At 68.1% G+C, this 15,295-nt stretch carries 11 protein-coding genes; 5 read left to right on the top strand and 6 right to left on the bottom strand.

From position 1 onward, the window contains the following. Positions 1 to 50: 50 nt before the first annotated feature. Positions 51 to 2,498 (bottom strand): sulfite reductase flavoprotein subunit alpha, encoded by a 2,448-nt coding sequence (locus QLH51_RS03540; RefSeq protein ID WP_125655558.1) that lies wholly within the window; start codon positions 2,496 to 2,498, stop codon positions 51 to 53. 88 nt (positions 2,499 to 2,586) lie between these two features. Here QLH51_RS03540 and QLH51_RS03535 point away from each other — a divergent pair, with 88 nt between their 5' ends. Beyond that, positions 2,587 to 4,770, top strand: a complete 2,184-nt coding sequence (locus QLH51_RS03535) for a TonB-dependent receptor (RefSeq protein WP_206428879.1) — start codon at positions 2,587 to 2,589, stop codon at positions 4,768 to 4,770. Between the two features lie 41 nt (positions 4,771 to 4,811). Beyond that, positions 4,812 to 5,012, top strand: a complete 201-nt coding sequence (locus tag QLH51_RS03530; RefSeq protein WP_125655560.1) for a hypothetical protein — start codon at positions 4,812 to 4,814, stop codon at positions 5,010 to 5,012. A 37-nt stretch (positions 5,013 to 5,049) separates the two neighbouring features. On the opposite strand, the gene QLH51_RS03525 is transcribed toward QLH51_RS03530, so the two are convergent. From QLH51_RS03525 to QLH51_RS03510, 4 genes are all read right to left on the bottom strand, one after another. Next, complete coding sequence (locus tag QLH51_RS03525) at positions 5,050 to 5,442, bottom strand: hypothetical protein (RefSeq protein ID WP_206428880.1); 393 nt, start codon at positions 5,440 to 5,442, stop codon at positions 5,050 to 5,052. A gap of 117 nt (positions 5,443 to 5,559) precedes the next feature. Next, entirely contained in the window at positions 5,560 to 7,173 is a 1,614-nt protein-coding gene (locus QLH51_RS03520; RefSeq protein ID WP_125655562.1) for an NAD-dependent malic enzyme, read from the bottom strand. Positions 7,174 to 7,246: 73 nt separating this feature from the next. Next, positions 7,247 to 8,746 carry an alginate export family protein gene (locus tag QLH51_RS03515; RefSeq protein ID WP_125655564.1) on the bottom strand — a complete coding sequence of 500 codons (1,500 nt, stop codon included), beginning with the start codon at positions 8,744 to 8,746 and terminating at the stop codon, positions 7,247 to 7,249. Positions 8,747 to 8,829: 83 nt separating this feature from the next. Next, the gene (locus QLH51_RS03510; RefSeq protein WP_125655566.1) at positions 8,830 to 10,170 is read right to left on the bottom strand and encodes a dicarboxylate/amino acid:cation symporter; all 1,341 of its coding nucleotides are present in this window, start codon (positions 10,168 to 10,170) and stop codon (positions 8,830 to 8,832) included. Positions 10,171 to 10,410: 240 nt separating this feature from the next. Between QLH51_RS03510 and QLH51_RS03505 the strand changes: the two genes are divergently transcribed. Both QLH51_RS03505 and QLH51_RS03500 read left to right on the top strand, forming a co-directional pair. Next, entirely contained in the window at positions 10,411 to 12,129 is a 1,719-nt protein-coding gene (locus tag QLH51_RS03505) for a sensor histidine kinase (RefSeq protein ID WP_125655568.1), read from the top strand. Continuing rightward, positions 12,126 to 13,436, top strand: a complete 1,311-nt coding sequence (locus tag QLH51_RS03500) for a sigma-54-dependent transcriptional regulator (protein ID WP_125655570.1) — start codon at positions 12,126 to 12,128, stop codon at positions 13,434 to 13,436. Before QLH51_RS03505 ends, QLH51_RS03500 begins: the two co-directional genes overlap by 4 nt. A gap of 21 nt (positions 13,437 to 13,457) precedes the next feature. Here QLH51_RS03500 and QLH51_RS03495 read toward each other — a convergent pair whose 3' ends face one another. Further along, positions 13,458 to 14,171: a Crp/Fnr family transcriptional regulator gene (locus QLH51_RS03495; protein ID WP_164516082.1), complete on the bottom strand. Its 714-nt coding sequence runs from the start codon at positions 14,169 to 14,171 to the stop codon at positions 13,458 to 13,460. Positions 14,172 to 14,328: 157 nt separating this feature from the next. On the opposite strand from QLH51_RS03495, the gene QLH51_RS03490 reads away from it, so the two are divergent. Beyond that, positions 14,329 to 15,294 carry a ferritin-like domain-containing protein gene (locus QLH51_RS03490; protein ID WP_125655574.1) on the top strand — a complete coding sequence of 322 codons (966 nt, stop codon included), beginning with the start codon at positions 14,329 to 14,331 and terminating at the stop codon, positions 15,292 to 15,294. The last annotated feature ends 1 nt before the right edge of the window (position 15,295 follow it).

The following is a 15,295-nucleotide window of genomic DNA, read 5'->3' as shown; positions in this document are numbered from 1 at the left end:
GTGCGGGCATCGGTCGCCGAAGCACCCGGCGCGCTGAGTATCGATCCGACCTAATAGATGTCGCGGCGATAGCGACCGGTTTCGAGCATCGCCTCGACGGTGTCTGCGCCGAGGATCGTCTCCAGCGCGGCGTGGACGCCCGGCGCCATCCCCTGCATGCTGCCGCAGACGTAGATGGCGGCACCATCGGCGACCGCTCCGGCGATGGCGGATCGGTCGGCGGCGACCGCATCCTGTACGTATTGGTGACTGCCGGGCTGACGTGACCACGCGACGACGCTGCCGACGACAATCCCGCCGATCGCCAGCGCATCCCGTTCGTCGGCAAGGAAATCGTCCTGCGCCGGGTGCCGTTCGCCCCAATAGAGCAGGGCCGGCCCGCCGCCCTGCGTCGCCCGATGACGCAGATGCGCCATCAGCCCGGCGAGGCCGGTGCCGTTACCGATCAGGATGAGCGGCGTCGCCGGATCCGCCGGTGGATGGAACGACGGGTTCGAACGGATGCGGGCGTGCACTATGCCGCCGGGCGCTGCGCCGTGGCACAGCCAGCCCGATCCGAGGCCGTCGAACCCATCCGCCGCGGTGCAGCGCCGGACGATCAGTTCGACCCGGCCCGATGCCGCGATCGAGGCGATCGAATATTCGCGGTGGCCGAGTGGCTTGAGCGTCGCGACGTCGTCACCATCGACCGGCAGGATGCTGCCCATCAGCCGCACGCGCGCGTCGGGCGTGTCGGCGAGACCGGTGCGGTTCAGATATGCGTCGACGCGACGGACATCCTGTTGCGGAAGGATTTCGATGATGTCGCCCGGCGTCCATGCGGCCGGCGCGGCGACCGGTTCAAGCACGACCTGCCACGCCTCGCCACCCTGGCTGCCCGGATTGAGCAGGCGGCGTTCGACCAGTCGCCAGTCCGCCATCGCCGCGGGCGCCCAGTCGGGCTGGTCGGTGCGGCCGCCCACGCCGGCCAGCTGGTGCTGCCACTGGCGCTGGGCATCGGCGTCGTTACCGTCGACCTCGACCGGATCGAACAGCCGCGTCGCGCCGTGATCGTGCAGCCAGCGGTCGACACGGTGTCCGAACGCACAATAGTCGGCATATTCGCGGTCGCCGAGCGCCATCACGGCATAGCGCAGGTGCGACAGGTCGGGACGGAGGTGGTCCATGGTCCGCGCGAAACCGCGGGCATTGTCGGGCGGTTCGCCCTCGCCATAGGTACTGGCGACGACGAACAGCCGTTCCACCCGGGCAAGCGTCACCGGATCGAGCGACGCGATCGGCAGCGCGGCGGCACCGGGCAGGGCGTCGGCGGTCAGGCGGGCGATGCGCTCGGCCGATCCGGTCTGGCTGGCATAGGCGACCAGCGTCGTCGCACGGTCGGGCGGTGTCGTACCGGTATCGGCGATGACCTGCGCCAGCGCCCCCTTGCGCTGGCGCCGCGCGAAATAGAGCAGGAAGCCGGTGACGGTGAACAGCGGCATCGTCAGGCTGGCCAGCAGCATCGCGATGCGCCCGGCGATGCCGAAATAGGCGCCGCGGTGCAGTTCATAGACGCTGGCGACGATATCCTCGCCCAGCGTGCGGTCGGCATAGCGCGTCGCGTCCACCACCGCACCCGTCGTGCCGTCGACGATCAGCTCGTCGCTGACCCGGTCGTGGCGCGCATCGGGCAGCTTGCCGCGAAACTGCACCTCGCCATGATCGCGGACGCTGGCGGTGATCCGGTCATAGCCACGGCCACTGGTCGCGGCGGTGAAGCCGGCCCATGCGCGCGCCAGATCGACCGGCGCGTCCTTCGGCCCGGTCTTCGGTCGTTCGGGCGCCTCCGCGACGAGGATCGCGCGCACCCCCTGCCGGTACCAGTCATAGGACCACCACAGCCCGGTGAACCCGCTGACGAGGTAGAAGACCAGCACCCAACCGCCGATGACGGCGTGCAGCATCCGGTAGAGGTTGCGTCCGGTCTTGCGGAAATCGAGCACGAACCAGTTGCGCCAGTTGAGCGGACGCCGCGGCCAGCGCAGATACAGGCCGGACAGCGCGAAATAGAGCAGCGCGATCGCAGAGAAGCCGGTGATCTGCCGCCCGATCCCGTTACCTTCGCCGGGCAGCGCCAGCCAGCGATGGAGATGTTCGATCACCTCCATCACCCCGGCACCGCGCGGCGCACCGAGCAACTTCCCGGTGAACGGGTCGATCCGGTCGACCTGCCGCTCCCCGACATTGCCGATCGTATAGCCGACCAGCGTCGGCTCGTTCGACGTCGCCGGGACCGTCAGCCGCGTGATCTTCGCGTCCGGCCGCTGTTCGGCGATGCGTTCAATCAGCCGCGGTGCGCTCAGCCGTGCCGCACCCGCCGCCGGACGATCGGCGTTCAGCGCGGCGATGATCTCCGGCTCGAAGCTGATCGTCGCCCCGGTCACGCCCATCACCGCCAGCACCAGCCCGGCGGTGATGCCGAGGAACCAGTGAATTTGGAACAGGACGTTTCGGGTCATACGGTACTGCTCGGAAGGCTTGATATTGATAATGGATCGCGTTAGCGCCGCGATCGAATACGGTCAATGTTGCGCAAGGGAAATGACAATGGGGGCAGCGGCACGGTGGGGCGGGATGGCAGGTGTCGCGATGCTGGCGCTGCCGACGGTGGCGGTGGCGCAGGACGTCGACCCGGCAACCGAGGGCGATGACGAGATCGTGGTGACGGCGGCACGCACCATCCTGCCGCCCAACGCGCTGCCGCTGACCATCGACATCCTCGACAAGCAAGTGATCGACCAGCAGATCGCGATTTCGGGCAGCATCACCGATGCGATCGCGACGCTGACGCCCAGCTTCTCGCCGACGCGCGGCAAGCTGTCGGGGGCGGGGGAGACGTTGCGCGGCCGTTCGCCGCTCTATGCGATCAACGGCATTCCGCAGACGACGCCGCTGCGCGACGGCAGCCGCGACGGCTTCACGATCGACGGCTTCTTCATCGACCGGGTCGAACTGATCTATGGATCGAACGCGTTGCAGGGCATCGGCGGGACCGGCGGCATCGTCAACCAGGTGACCGTCGGCGCGCCCCGGCAGGAGGGAGTGAGCGGCCGGGCGCTGCTGCAGGGCACGACCGGGGACGGGTTCGAAGGCGATGCGGCGGGCGGCAAGGCGGCGGGCCTGGTCCAGTACAAGGCCGGGCGGTTCGATGCGACCTTCGGTGCCAGCTATGAACAGCGCGGCGCGTTCTACGATGCGCGCGGTCGCCGGGTTGGCATCAACCTGACGCAGGGCGAGACGCAGGATTCACGGGCGACCGATTTCTTCGCGCGGGTCGGCATGGCGGTCGGCGCTACCGGGCGGCTCGACCTGATCGCCAATCGGTTCGAACTGAACGGCGACGGCGATTATGTCGCGGTTCCGGGCAATCGTCGCACCGGCCTGCCGACCGGCGCGGTGCGCGGCAATCCGCCGGGCAAGCCCGCCGCCAACCGGGCGGAGGCGCTGTCGCTATCCTATACCGATACCGATCTGGCGGGCGGCAACCTCGTCACCCAGCTGTTCTTCAACCGCACCTACGACACGTTCGGTGGTGAGGTTACCTTTACCCCGACGTTCCAGGACCCGGCGATCGCGCCCGAAGGAACGCTGTTCGACCAGTCGGAGAACCGTTCGCGCAAGCTGGGGGCGAAGGTCAGCTACGAACGCGCGGTGCCGGGGTTCGAGGCGCTGGTCGCGACGATCGGGTTCGACGCGCTGTTCGACAAGACCGAACAGCGGTTGATCGCCACCGGCCGCATCTGGGTGCCGCCGGCCGATTTCGGCAGCCTCGCGCCGTTCGCGCAGGCCAATCTGAAGCTGTTCGACGGGCTGGTCCGCGTGGCGGGCGGGGCGCGGTGGGAGAATGTGCAGGTCCGCATCGACGATTTCCGAACGTTGGCGTCGACGACCTATAACGGCCGCAACCCGGCGACCTATGGCGGCGTCGCCGTGACCGGCGGACGCCCGCGCTTTTCCGACCTGTTGTACAATGGCGGCGTGATCGTCGAGCCGATCGCCGGGGTGCGCGCCTATGCCAGCTATGCGCAGGGCTTCACCATGGCCGATATCGGCCGCATCACGCGGGCGATCGCGACGCCGGGTGTCCGGCTCGACGACTTCCTCGACATCGAACCGGTCGTGTCGAACAATCGCGAGGTCGGGTTCGAGGTGAAGCGCGGGCCGCTCGACGCCGGCGCCACCTATTTCTGGTCATCGAGCGACCGGGGGCAGCTGCTGATCGCGCAGGGCAACGGCATTTTCGAGGTGCAGCGCCAGCGCGTCGAGCTTCAGGGGCTGGAGGTCAATCTGGCGGTCCGCACGCCGCTGCCGTGGCTGCGGCTGTCGACCGGCTATGCCCATATCCTCGGCCGCTACGACAGCGATCGTCCGGCGGACGGCGTAGTCGATACCGATCTCGACGGGACCAACATCTCGCCCGACCGGCTGAACCTCGCCGCCGATGTGTCCAGTGGGCCGCTGACCGCGCGGGTGCAGACGCAATTCTATCTGTCGCGGAATTTCCGCGGGAAGGCGAACCCCAATCCCGACAATAATTTCGGTGGTTACGACGTGACCGACGCGTCGATCCGGTATCAGACGAAATTCGGTGGACTGTCGCTCAGCGCGCAGAACATCTTCGATCGCTTCTATATCGACTATAACAGCGACACGCGGCTGCCGAACGACAATCTGGCGTTCTTCGCCGGGAGGGGGCGGACGTTCACGCTGGGGTGGGACGTGCGGTTCTGAAGGCTGGACAGGCGGGGCAGCGGGCGGTTAGGCGCGCGGTCATGCCTGTCATTGCCACCATCATGAATTCGACCACCGGCCAGCCGATCCAGAAGATGACCTTCGGCCGGATGCCGAAGCCCTGGGCGTCGTTCAATCTCGAAACCGGCGAACTCGTCACCGCCGACCGCGTCGACGTCGGCAAACCCGCGCCGGGCAAGGTCGTGGTGCCGGTATCGGTGTGGGTCACGCCCAGAAAATGACCCCTCCCGGCGGGCGTGCTGGAAGGGGTCGAAAGTCTTAACCGCAGACGCGGCGGCCGTTGCGGATCACGTAGCGGCAGGGGCCGCGATACTGCACGCCCATTGCGGCGGCTTCGCGCGACCAGCCCGGTACGACCCGCTCGCCGCGATAGCCGTAGCGGTCGCGACGCCCGTCATGGCGGCGGCGATCGTCCCAGCGGCGACGGTCGTTCCACGCCCGGCGATTATCATGGCCGCGCCGGTCGTTCCAGCCGCGCCGGTCGTTCCAGCCGCGACGGTCGTCCCAGCGACGCCGGTCGTCATGATGCGCGCGCGGGCCGTGGTCGCGGTATCCGTGGCGCCCCGGCTGTGCGTCGGCGACGGCCGGGACCGCCGTCAGTCCGGCGATGGTCAGGCCGATGCCGGCGAAGATGTTCATCAACTGCTTCATGATCGCTTCCTCTCTGCCGCAGGTCCTACCGGGTTGCAGGTGAACCCGTGGTGGACGGCATTGACAGCAGTCAGAAAGACTCATGCGCCGGCGATGGTTCCCGGTCCGGGTCGGCGGTTAGTAGGTCGGCAGCCACATCTGCGCGGCGATGGTGTTGCGATCGATCGCCGCGTCGGGTGCAGCGACGCCGTCGGCGACGGCCTGTGCCGCGACGACTACGGCAATATCGAGCGCCACGTCGCGCAGCCGCTCGATCGGCGGCAAGAGCGTGTTGTCGCCACCCATCGCGCCCAGCGCGCGTGCCGCCGCCATGAACATCGTGTCGGTGATCGTCCGCGCGCCGGCCGCCAGCGCGCCTAGCCCGACACCCGGGAAGATGTAGACGTTGTTGACCTGCGTCACGCCGGCGACGCCGAACGGGCTGCCGGTGCCGATCAGCGCGCGGTCGGCGCTCCACCGCTTCAGGTCGTCGGGATGCGCCTCGGCGCGCGAAACCGGGTTGGACAGCGGGAAGATCACCGGCCGCTCGACCGCCTGCGCCATGGTGCGGACCACCGCCTCGCCGAACGCGCCATGCTGGCCCGACGCGCCGATCAGGACGGTCGGGCGGACATTGGCGACCGTATCGAACAGGTCGACCGGCCCGTGCGACGTGCGCGTCCACGACGCGACGTCGTCGGGATCGCGCGCCAGGACGGCCTGCGCCGCGGGAAGGCCGTCCATGTCCGACAGGATCAGCCCGTCGCGATCGACCGCCCACAGCCGGCTGCGCGCCTGACCTTCGACCAGCCCCTCCGCCCGCAACGCCTGCAACAGCATGTCGGCGATGCCGCACCCGGCCGCGCCCGCCCCGAACAGCAGGATGCGCTGTTCGGCCAGCGGGGTGCCGGTCCGCTCGATCGCCGACAGCAGCGTGCCGACGGCGGTCGCGGCCGTTCCCTGGATATCGTCGTTGAAGCTCAGCAGCCGGTCGCGATAGCGGCCCAGCAGCTTGTGGGCGTTGTGCCCGGCAAAATCCTCCCATTGCAGCAGCACGCCGGGGAAGCGATCGGCGACGGCGGTCACGAAGTCCTCGACGAACGCATCATATTCGGCTCCGCGGATGCGCGGGTGACGCCAGCCGACATAGAGCGGGTCGTCGCGCCGCGCCTCGTTGTCGGTGCCGACGTCGAGCAGGATCGGCAGCACTTCGGACGGATGGATGCCGGCGCAGGCGGTGTAGAGCGCCAGCTTGCCGATCGGGATGCCCATGCCGCCGGCGCCCTGGTCGCCCAGGCCGAGGATGCGTTCGCCGTCGCTGACGACGATCACCTTCACCCGGTCGAGCGCCGGGTCGCCGAGGATTTCCGCGATCCGCTGGCGGTTGGGCCATGACAGGAACAGCCCGCGCGGGCGGCGCCAGATTTCGCTGAACCGCTCGCACCCTTCGCCGACGGTCGGCGTGTAGACCAGCGGCAGCATGGCGGGCAGGTCGCGCTGGACCATCGCGTGGAACAGGATCTCGTTCGAATCCTGCAGTTCGCGCAGGAAGGCATAGCGATGGAAATCGTCGGGCATGCCGGCCAGCGCGCGCTGGCGCCGTTCGATCTGGCTGTCGAGCGTGCCGACATGCGGCGGCAACAGCCCGTGCAGACCCAGCGTATCGCGTTCCGCCTCGGTAAAGGCGGTGCCCTTGTTGGTCAGCGGATCGGCGAGCAGCGCGCGGGCGGCGGCGTGGGCGGCGGGGGACATGGACGAACCCTTCTCGAACAGACAGGGAAACGCCCCGGTGACGGGCACCGGGGCGTCGAGAGGTGACGGCGGATCAGAAGCGGAAGCTGACCCAGCCGGCCACGAAATCGGAACTGCGATAGTTGGCGTCGGTCAGCGCCGGACCGGCGATCAGATGTTCGTAGCGCGCGGTCAGGCTGACGCGCGGGCTGACGGCATAGATCGCCTGGAACCGGATCGTGTCGGCGATCTTGCGCGAATCGCCGAGCTGGGTCCCTGCGAACGCCTGTCCGTTGGCGCGGTACACCGCGTCGTTCAGGCTGTCGCGCCACGACAGCTGGTATTCGGCGGCGATCCGCAGCTTCGCCTGCGGCTGGAACTGCACGCTGGGCGCGAACGCGAACATGTTGGTCGGCGTCGCATACAGCTGGTAGCTGTAATAGATGTTGTTGCCGAACGGCGCGAGCGAGGTCTTGAGCGTGCCGTTGCCGTACGATCCGCCGCCGCTGGCATAGTCGAAGTGGAAGCCGACGCGCGGCGCGGTCTTCGACTTGCCGACCTTGTACGTCTGTTGCAGCATCACCAGCCACGCCGAGATCGGCCGGTCGTCGAACTCGCCGCCCTGATAGTTGACGGTCCAGTCGAGATTGACCGGGCCGGCGTCGCCATAAAGGTGCAGGCCGTAGAACTGGCGAACTTCCTCCGCCGTGCGTCCACCCCATACGGCGTTGCTGTTGCGCAGCCGCCAGAAGAAGGGATCGAAGAACAGGTTCGATCCGCCGAGCACGTTCTTCGGGATCACGAACCCCGCGGTGGCGCCCGAGAAGCGACGATTGTCGTCGACGATATCGTCCCCGGTGCCGCCCACACCCAGACGGGTCGTCTTGAAATCGAACACGTCGCCGCGGATTTTGTCGCCCTTCGCCCAGGCGCGCACGCCATTATAGACGAAGAAGATGGTGTTGTTGTCGCGCGGCACCACCATCAGGTTGGGACCGTCGGCGAAGGTCTGGCGACCATAGCGTATGCCCATGTCGACCGTCCCGAGCGTTCCGGTCACGTCGACGAAGCTCTGCTGCACGACCAGGTCGTTGTGCAGTTGTCCGGCCTTCACGCCGAGGTTGCGGCCCGACATCCCGGCATGGGCAAGTTCGCCGTACAGCCGGACGTGGTCGCCCAGGTGCAGGTCGGCACCGCCGACCACGCGGAAAATGTCCTGTCGCTGCGCCTCGCGGTCGCGCAGGTTGGGATTGGTGGTCAGGTTGACGCGCGCCCGGAACTCGCCGGAAAGGGTCAGATAGACGTCGTCGCCGGCGATCGGGATGTATTTGAGCTTGTCGAGGATATCCTCGCGCTTCTTCGGATCGCGATACTTCGTCCAGTCCTCGGCCCAGCGCGACTGGTTGTAGCCGCCGGCGGTTACCCCGTCACCGACCCCGACGGTCGGATACTCCTGTGCGACGACACGGGCATTGCCGCGATCTGCGATCTGCGTGGCGGCGATCGGGGCGGGGGCGGCCGGGGCGTTTTCGGCCCACGCGGCCGACGGCGTGATCAGGGCAGTGGCGGTGCACAGCCGCAGCAACGTCTTCATGAAATTCTCTCCGGTGCCTTGCGGGGCAACAAAATGGGTGCCGGTGCGGGTGTATTCCCTCTGCACCGACACCCGTTAACCAATTACTCGGCGGCGACGGCGCCTTCGGGCATCTGGTCGACCCGCACGCTGCGACCGGCCAGCGCCTCGTCGAACTGGTGCTTGTCCAGCTTGCCTTCCCACTTGGCGACGACGACGGTCGCGACCGCATTGCCGATGAAGTTGGTCAGGCTGCGGCATTCCGACATGAACCGGTCGACGCCGAGGATCAGCGCCATGCCCGCGACCGGCACCGACGGCACGATCGACAGCGTGGCGGCCAGCGTGATGAAGCCCGCACCGGTGACGCCGGCCGCGCCCTTCGACGACAGCATCGCGACCGCCAGCAGCAGCACCTGCTGCCCGATCGTCAGTTCGACATTGCACGCCTGCGCGATGAACAGCGCCGCCATCGTCATGTAGATGTTGGTGCCGTCGAGGTTGAACGAATAGCCGGTGGGAACGACCAGCCCGACGATCGACTTCGGAATGCCGGCGCGCTCCATCTTCTCGATCAGCGAGGGCAGGGCGCTTTCCGACGACGACGTGCCGAGCACCAGCAGCAGTTCGGCCTTCAGGTACGAGATGAGCTTGAAGATCGAAAAGCCGCAGAACTGCGCGACCGCACCGAGGATCACGACCACGAACAGGAAGGCGGTGAGGTAGAAGGTGCCGACCAGCGCGGCGAGGCTGAACAGCGTGCCGATGCCGTATTTGCCGATGGTGAACGCCATCGCGCCGAACGCACCGAGCGGGGCCGCCTTCATGACGATCGCGACGACCTTGAAAAAGGCGATCGAGATGTCGTTCAGCGCGTCGAGCACGCGCTCGCCCTTGTCGCCGATCATGGCGAGGCCGATCCCGAACAGGATCGCCACGAACAGCGTCTGCAGGATGTTGCCTTCGGTCAGCGCCGACAGGAACGTGTCGGGGATGATCCCGGTCAGAAAGCCGGTGATCGTCGTGTCATGCGCCTTGGCAGCGTATTCGGTGACCTTCGACGTGTCGAGCGTCGTCGGGTCGATGTTCAGCCCCGCACCCGGCTGGACGACGTTGCCGACGATCATGCCGATGATGAGCGCGAGCGTGGAGAAGAACAGGAAATAGGCGAACGCCTTGCCGGCGACGCGGCCGACGCTGGCCAGGTCGCGCATCCCGGCGATACCGGTGACGATGGTCAGGAAGATCACCGGCGCGATGATCATCTTCACCAGCTTGATGAAGGCGTCGCCGATCGGCTTAAGCGCCTCACCCGTCGACGGGTAGAAATGGCCGAGCAGCACGCCCGCGATGATCGCGATCAGCACCTGTACATACAGGTGCTTGTACCACGGCTTGGCGGCGGGCGGGATCGCCGGGTGGGTGGGGGCGGTAGCGATGATCATGCGGCGACCTTTCATCCTCTGTTGGCGCTCGGCTCCGGCTCTTCCAGGCGGTTGCCGCGACACCATGGGTTTACCCGGCTGCAATCCGACTTGTCCTGATTGCAATCGTCGAAATTAAAACATTACAAAACAGCTAGATAGCTATCGAGGTATTGTTGGATTGGGCCGCTTTTCGCCACGAAATTTCTGTCCGAGTGCAAATTGTTGCACATTGCATCCGGTCGCCATATGCAATGGTGCATGCGATGGAGACTCCGCACCGGCTGGATCATTTGGCTGTGCGGGGCGCTGCTGCTGAGCGTCACCGTGGCCGCGATCGTCGCGCGGATCGCCGAGCGCCGGGCGCGTGCCGAACTGGTCGCGTCGATGGAAAGCGATGCGCGGTTGCGGCAGGTATTGCTTGCCAGCGAGGTTGCCCGGTTCCGCCTGCTGCCGCTGGCGCTGGCCGACGATCGCGACGTGGTCGCCGCGATGCGCGGCGAGGCAGGCGCGACCGCCGCGCTGGATCGCAAGTTCGAGGCACTGGCGCGGACGACCGGGGCCTCGGTCATCTATCTGGTCGGTACGGATGGCCGGGCGATCGCGGCGAGCAACTGGGCCGGGCCGCAGAGTTTCGTCGGCAATGATTACGGCTTTCGCCGCTACTACAACGACGCGGTCGCCAATGGATCGGGCACCCAGTTCGCGCTCGGCACCGTCAGCCATCGCCCCGGCCTGTATCTCAGCCGCCGGACGATCAATCGCGGCGTCGTGGTCGTGAAACTCGAATTCGACGTGATCGAGCGGGAGTGGCGGGCGGCGGGTGGCATCACCTTCGTCACCGACGGTGCGGGCGTCGTGCTGATCTCCAGCCGCCCGTCGTGGCGCTTCGCCACCACCCGCAGCATCTCGACCACGGTCGCCGCCGCGGTGCGTGCCGACAGCGGAGCGCAGGTCCTGAAAGCCCCGCCCTTCGCCAGCGTCGGCGACGCGGTCCGGCTGAACGGACAGCGGACCCTGCTGCAGCATGTCGCGACCGGGCCCGACGACGGCGGATGGCGCGTCCACCTGATCATGCCGGTACAGCCGACGGTCGGCGGCGTGGTGCGCGGCAGCGCGCTCGCGGCGGCACTGACCACGCTGGCGCTGCTGGCGCTGGCGTGGGGGCTGCACGAACGCTCACGGCGGCGCGCGCTACGCACCAGCGAGCTGGAGGCCGCCGTCGCCGACCGCACCGCCAAGCTGCGCGCCGAGATCGACGAGCGCGCCGCCGCGGAAGAACGCGCCGCCGAACTGCGCGAGGGGCTGCGCCAGGCGAACCGCCTCGCCGCGCTGGGACAGATCACCGCCAGCGTCGCGCACGAGACCGCCCAGCCGGTCGCGGCGATCCGCAACTATGTCGCGACCGCGCGGCAACTGCTGGCGCGGGGCGATCCGCGCGCGGTCGACGACAATCTCGGTGCGATCGCGCGGTTGACCGACCGCATCGGGCTGGTCACTGCCGAACTGCGCGGCTTCGCGCGCAAGGGCAGCGGGACGATCGGCCCGATCCCGCTGGCCGAGGTGGTCGACGGCGCGCGCCTGATCCTGAAGGAACGGCTGTCCGAGGTTGCCTTCACCGTACCCGCGATCGCGCCGGACCTGATCGTGGTCGCCGGGCGGGTGCGGCTGGAACAGGTATTGGTGAACCTGTTGCAGAACGCGCTGGAGGCGCTCGGCGGCCGGCCGGATCCCCGCATCGCGATCGAGATGGATGTGCAGCCCATGACGGTATCGCTGATCGTCGCCGACAATGGTCCCGGCATCGACCCGGCCGTCGCCGACCGGATGTTCACTCCGTTTGTGACCAGCCGGCCGAACGGGCTGGGACTGGGGCTGGTGATCGCGCAGGACATCATGACCGATCTGGGCGGTACGTTGCGGCTGTTGCCTTCGGACGGGGGCGCGCGGTTCGAGGCGACGTTGCGGCGGGTGCCATGAGCGGACCGTCCGACCGGGCCGGGCGCGTCGCGCTGGTCGAGGACGACGAAGACCTGCGCGTCTCGACCGCGCAGCTGCTGACGCTGGCCGGGTTCGACGTAGTGGCCTTTCCCGCGGCCCCGCCTGCGCTGCTCGCGATCGACGCCGAGTTCGACGGGATCGTCGTCACCGACGTCCGGATGCCGCTAATGTCGGGGATAGAGCTATTCCGGATCCTGCGCGAACGCGACCCGACGCTGCCGGTCGTGCTGGTTACCGGCCATGCCGATGTCGAGACCGCGGTGGAGACGATCAAGGCCGGGGCGTGGGATTTCCTGTCCAAGCCGTTCGATCCCGACGCGCTGGTCGCCGCCGCCACGCGGGCGATGGCGGCGCGGACGCTGGCGCTGGAGAACCGGCGGCTGCGGGCGCAGGCGGCGGGTGGCGAACAGGCGGCGCTGGTCGGGCGGTCGCCGGCGATCGCCCGGCTGCGCGACATGATCCCGGTGCTGGCCGACACCGATATCGACCTGCTGATCGAGGGGGAAACCGGTACCGGCAAGGAATTGCTGGCCCGCGCGATCCACCGGGCCGGACGCCGCGCGCGGCATCGATTCGTCTCGGTCGCCTGCGCCGCGCTGCCGGGACCGGCGATCGAGGACGAACTGTTCGCGACCGTCGGCGACCGCGGGATCGTGGCGGCGCAGCGCGGCACGCTGTTCCTCGACGATATCGACCAGGCGTCGCGCGGGTTGCAGGGGCGGCTGACCCAGGTGATCGAGGATCGCGCGCTGCGTGGCGCCCGCGACGTCGTGCCCATCGACGTGCGGGTGATCGCAACCGCGGCGGAGGAGGCGCAGCGCGGGCCGGACGCGATCGCGCCGGGGCTGCTCTACCGGCTGGCAGCGGTGCGGCTCCGCATGCCGCCGCTGCGCGACCGGCGCGAGGACGTGCCGTTGCTGTTCGCGCATCTGGTCGACCTGTCGGCGAACCGGCTGCGGCGGCCGGTGCCCGCGCTGACACAGGGTGCGCGCGACATGCTGGCGCGGCACGACTGGCCGGGCAACGTCCGCGAACTGGCGCATTTCGCCGACCGGTTCGTGCTGGGGTTGGACGGCGGCAGCGACGCGGCGTCCGGCAGCGATGCCACCCGGCCGCTCCCCGAACGGCTGGCGGCGTTCGAGCGCGAGGCGATCCTGTCGGCGATCGCGGCGACCGGCGGTGAGATCGGCGCGGCGATCGACCGCCTCGGCATCCCGCGCAAGACGTTCTACTACAAGGTGCAGCGGCTCGGCATCGACCTACGGACGCTGCGCAACCAGGGTTAGGGACGGCAAACGGCCCGCCCGCTAGACCGAAAGCCCGTCGTCCGGAACATAGGCCAGCCCGGCCCGCGCCTCCAGCGCCGTGCGGTCGCGCATGACGATCCGTCCGCGCGAACAGCGGACCATATGCTCGCCCTCGAGGATGTGGAGGCAATCGGTGACGGTCGCACGGCGCAGGTTGAGCGTCGCCGCGATCGAGGCATGGGTGACCGACATTGCGTCGCCGTCGATCCGGTCGTCGATCATCAGCAGCAGGCGCGCGATGCGACGCTCGGGCACGTCGCGCAGCGCCGAGGCGAGGGTGCGCGCCATCTGCATCGAGAAACGCTGGGCGAAGGTCAGGATCGCCTTCAGCAGCACCGGATGCTGCTCGGCCGTCTCCACCACCGCGGCGGCCGGGATGACGATCGCGGTACCCGGCTGGATATGCGCGCGCGACGTGAACGGCGTCGGCTGGTCGCTGAACAGCCGCGACCAGCCGACCACGCCGTCGCGCCCGATCATGCCGACATCCTGCGACGATCCGCCGGTCGACAGCGACAGCATCGCCGGCGCGCCTTCGGGAAAGACCAGCCGGTCGATCGGCTCGCCGCTGCGCGTCAGGATTTCGCCGGGCTGCAATTCGATGCGGGTCGCGGATCGCGCCAGTAACCGCCGCACCTCGAGGTGCAGCGCGCCGATCAGCATGTTGTCGGTCGTGGGCAGGCCAGTAGCCGCGTCGGCCGGGTTTTCTGTCATTACTGCGAACGCCATCCGGCCTTCTTTTGCCCGCAAGAACAGCATCAATCCAGTCGTCCGGCGCACCTTGTACGGAACCGTACGTGCGAAGGCGAACGTGCGTCCATTAACCTCCATCAACCGTTGGGGCGTGACAACGATCCAGGGAGACGGTGCCATGACCGACCAGACATTGGTGACGGAGGCGTTCGAAGCACGGGCGAAGCGGCGGGACGATCGCCGCGATTTCTTCAAGATGCTGAGTGGTGCCGCCGTCGTGGGGGGCGCGGCGATCTTCGCCACCCGCTCCGACGACGCCCTGGCGCAGAGTGCGCCGAGCGATGCCGACGTGCTGAACTTCGCGCTGAACCTCGAATATCTTGAGGCGCAATTCTATTATTTCGCGGCATTCGGTTCGGGGCTGCCCAATTCGATCCTCACCGGCACCGGCACGCAGGGCGCGGTCACCGGCGGTCGTCAGGTAAACTTCTCCGACGCGGTCGTCGGGCAATATGCCCGCGAGATCGCGGCAGACGAGCGCGCGCATGTCGAATTCCTGCGCACGGCGCTGGGCACGGCGGCGGTCGCGCAGCCGGCGATCGACATCAGCGCATCGGCGACGGGCGCCTTTTCCTCGGCGGCGCGTGCTGCCGGGCTGATCGGTGCCGGGGCGTCGTTCGATCCCTATGCCAGCGACGAGAATTTCCTGCTCGGCGCATATATCTTCGAGGATGTCGGCGTCACCGCCTACAAGGGCGCGGCACCGTTGCTGTCCAGCAAGACCTTCCTCGAAGCGGCCGCCGGCATTCTGGCGGTCGAGGCGTATCACGCCGCGATCGTGCGTACGACGCTGTATGCCAAGGGGATCGAGACCCCGGCGTCCGGCCTGATCGCGGCGAGCGATTCGATCTCGAACGCACGCGACAGCCTCGACGGAACGCTCGACCTCGACCAGGGGCTGACCCCGTTGGCGAGCAACCCGAGCGCTAGCAACATCGCGCCGCTCGACAATAACGGCATCGCCTTCAGCCGGTCGGCCGGACAGGTGCTCAACATCGTCTATCTGACCAACGCCCAGGCCAGCGGTGGGGGCTTCTTCCCCAATGGTGTCAACGGCACCATCCGCGCCAGCGCCGCCAACTGAG

This window comes from Sphingomonas sp. 2R-10 (assembly GCF_030062225.1).
Lineage (GTDB): Bacteria > Pseudomonadota > Alphaproteobacteria > Sphingomonadales > Sphingomonadaceae > Sphingomonas.
Note: the sequence above shows the minus strand (reverse complement) of the source record. Positions and strands in the feature narration are given on the sequence as shown.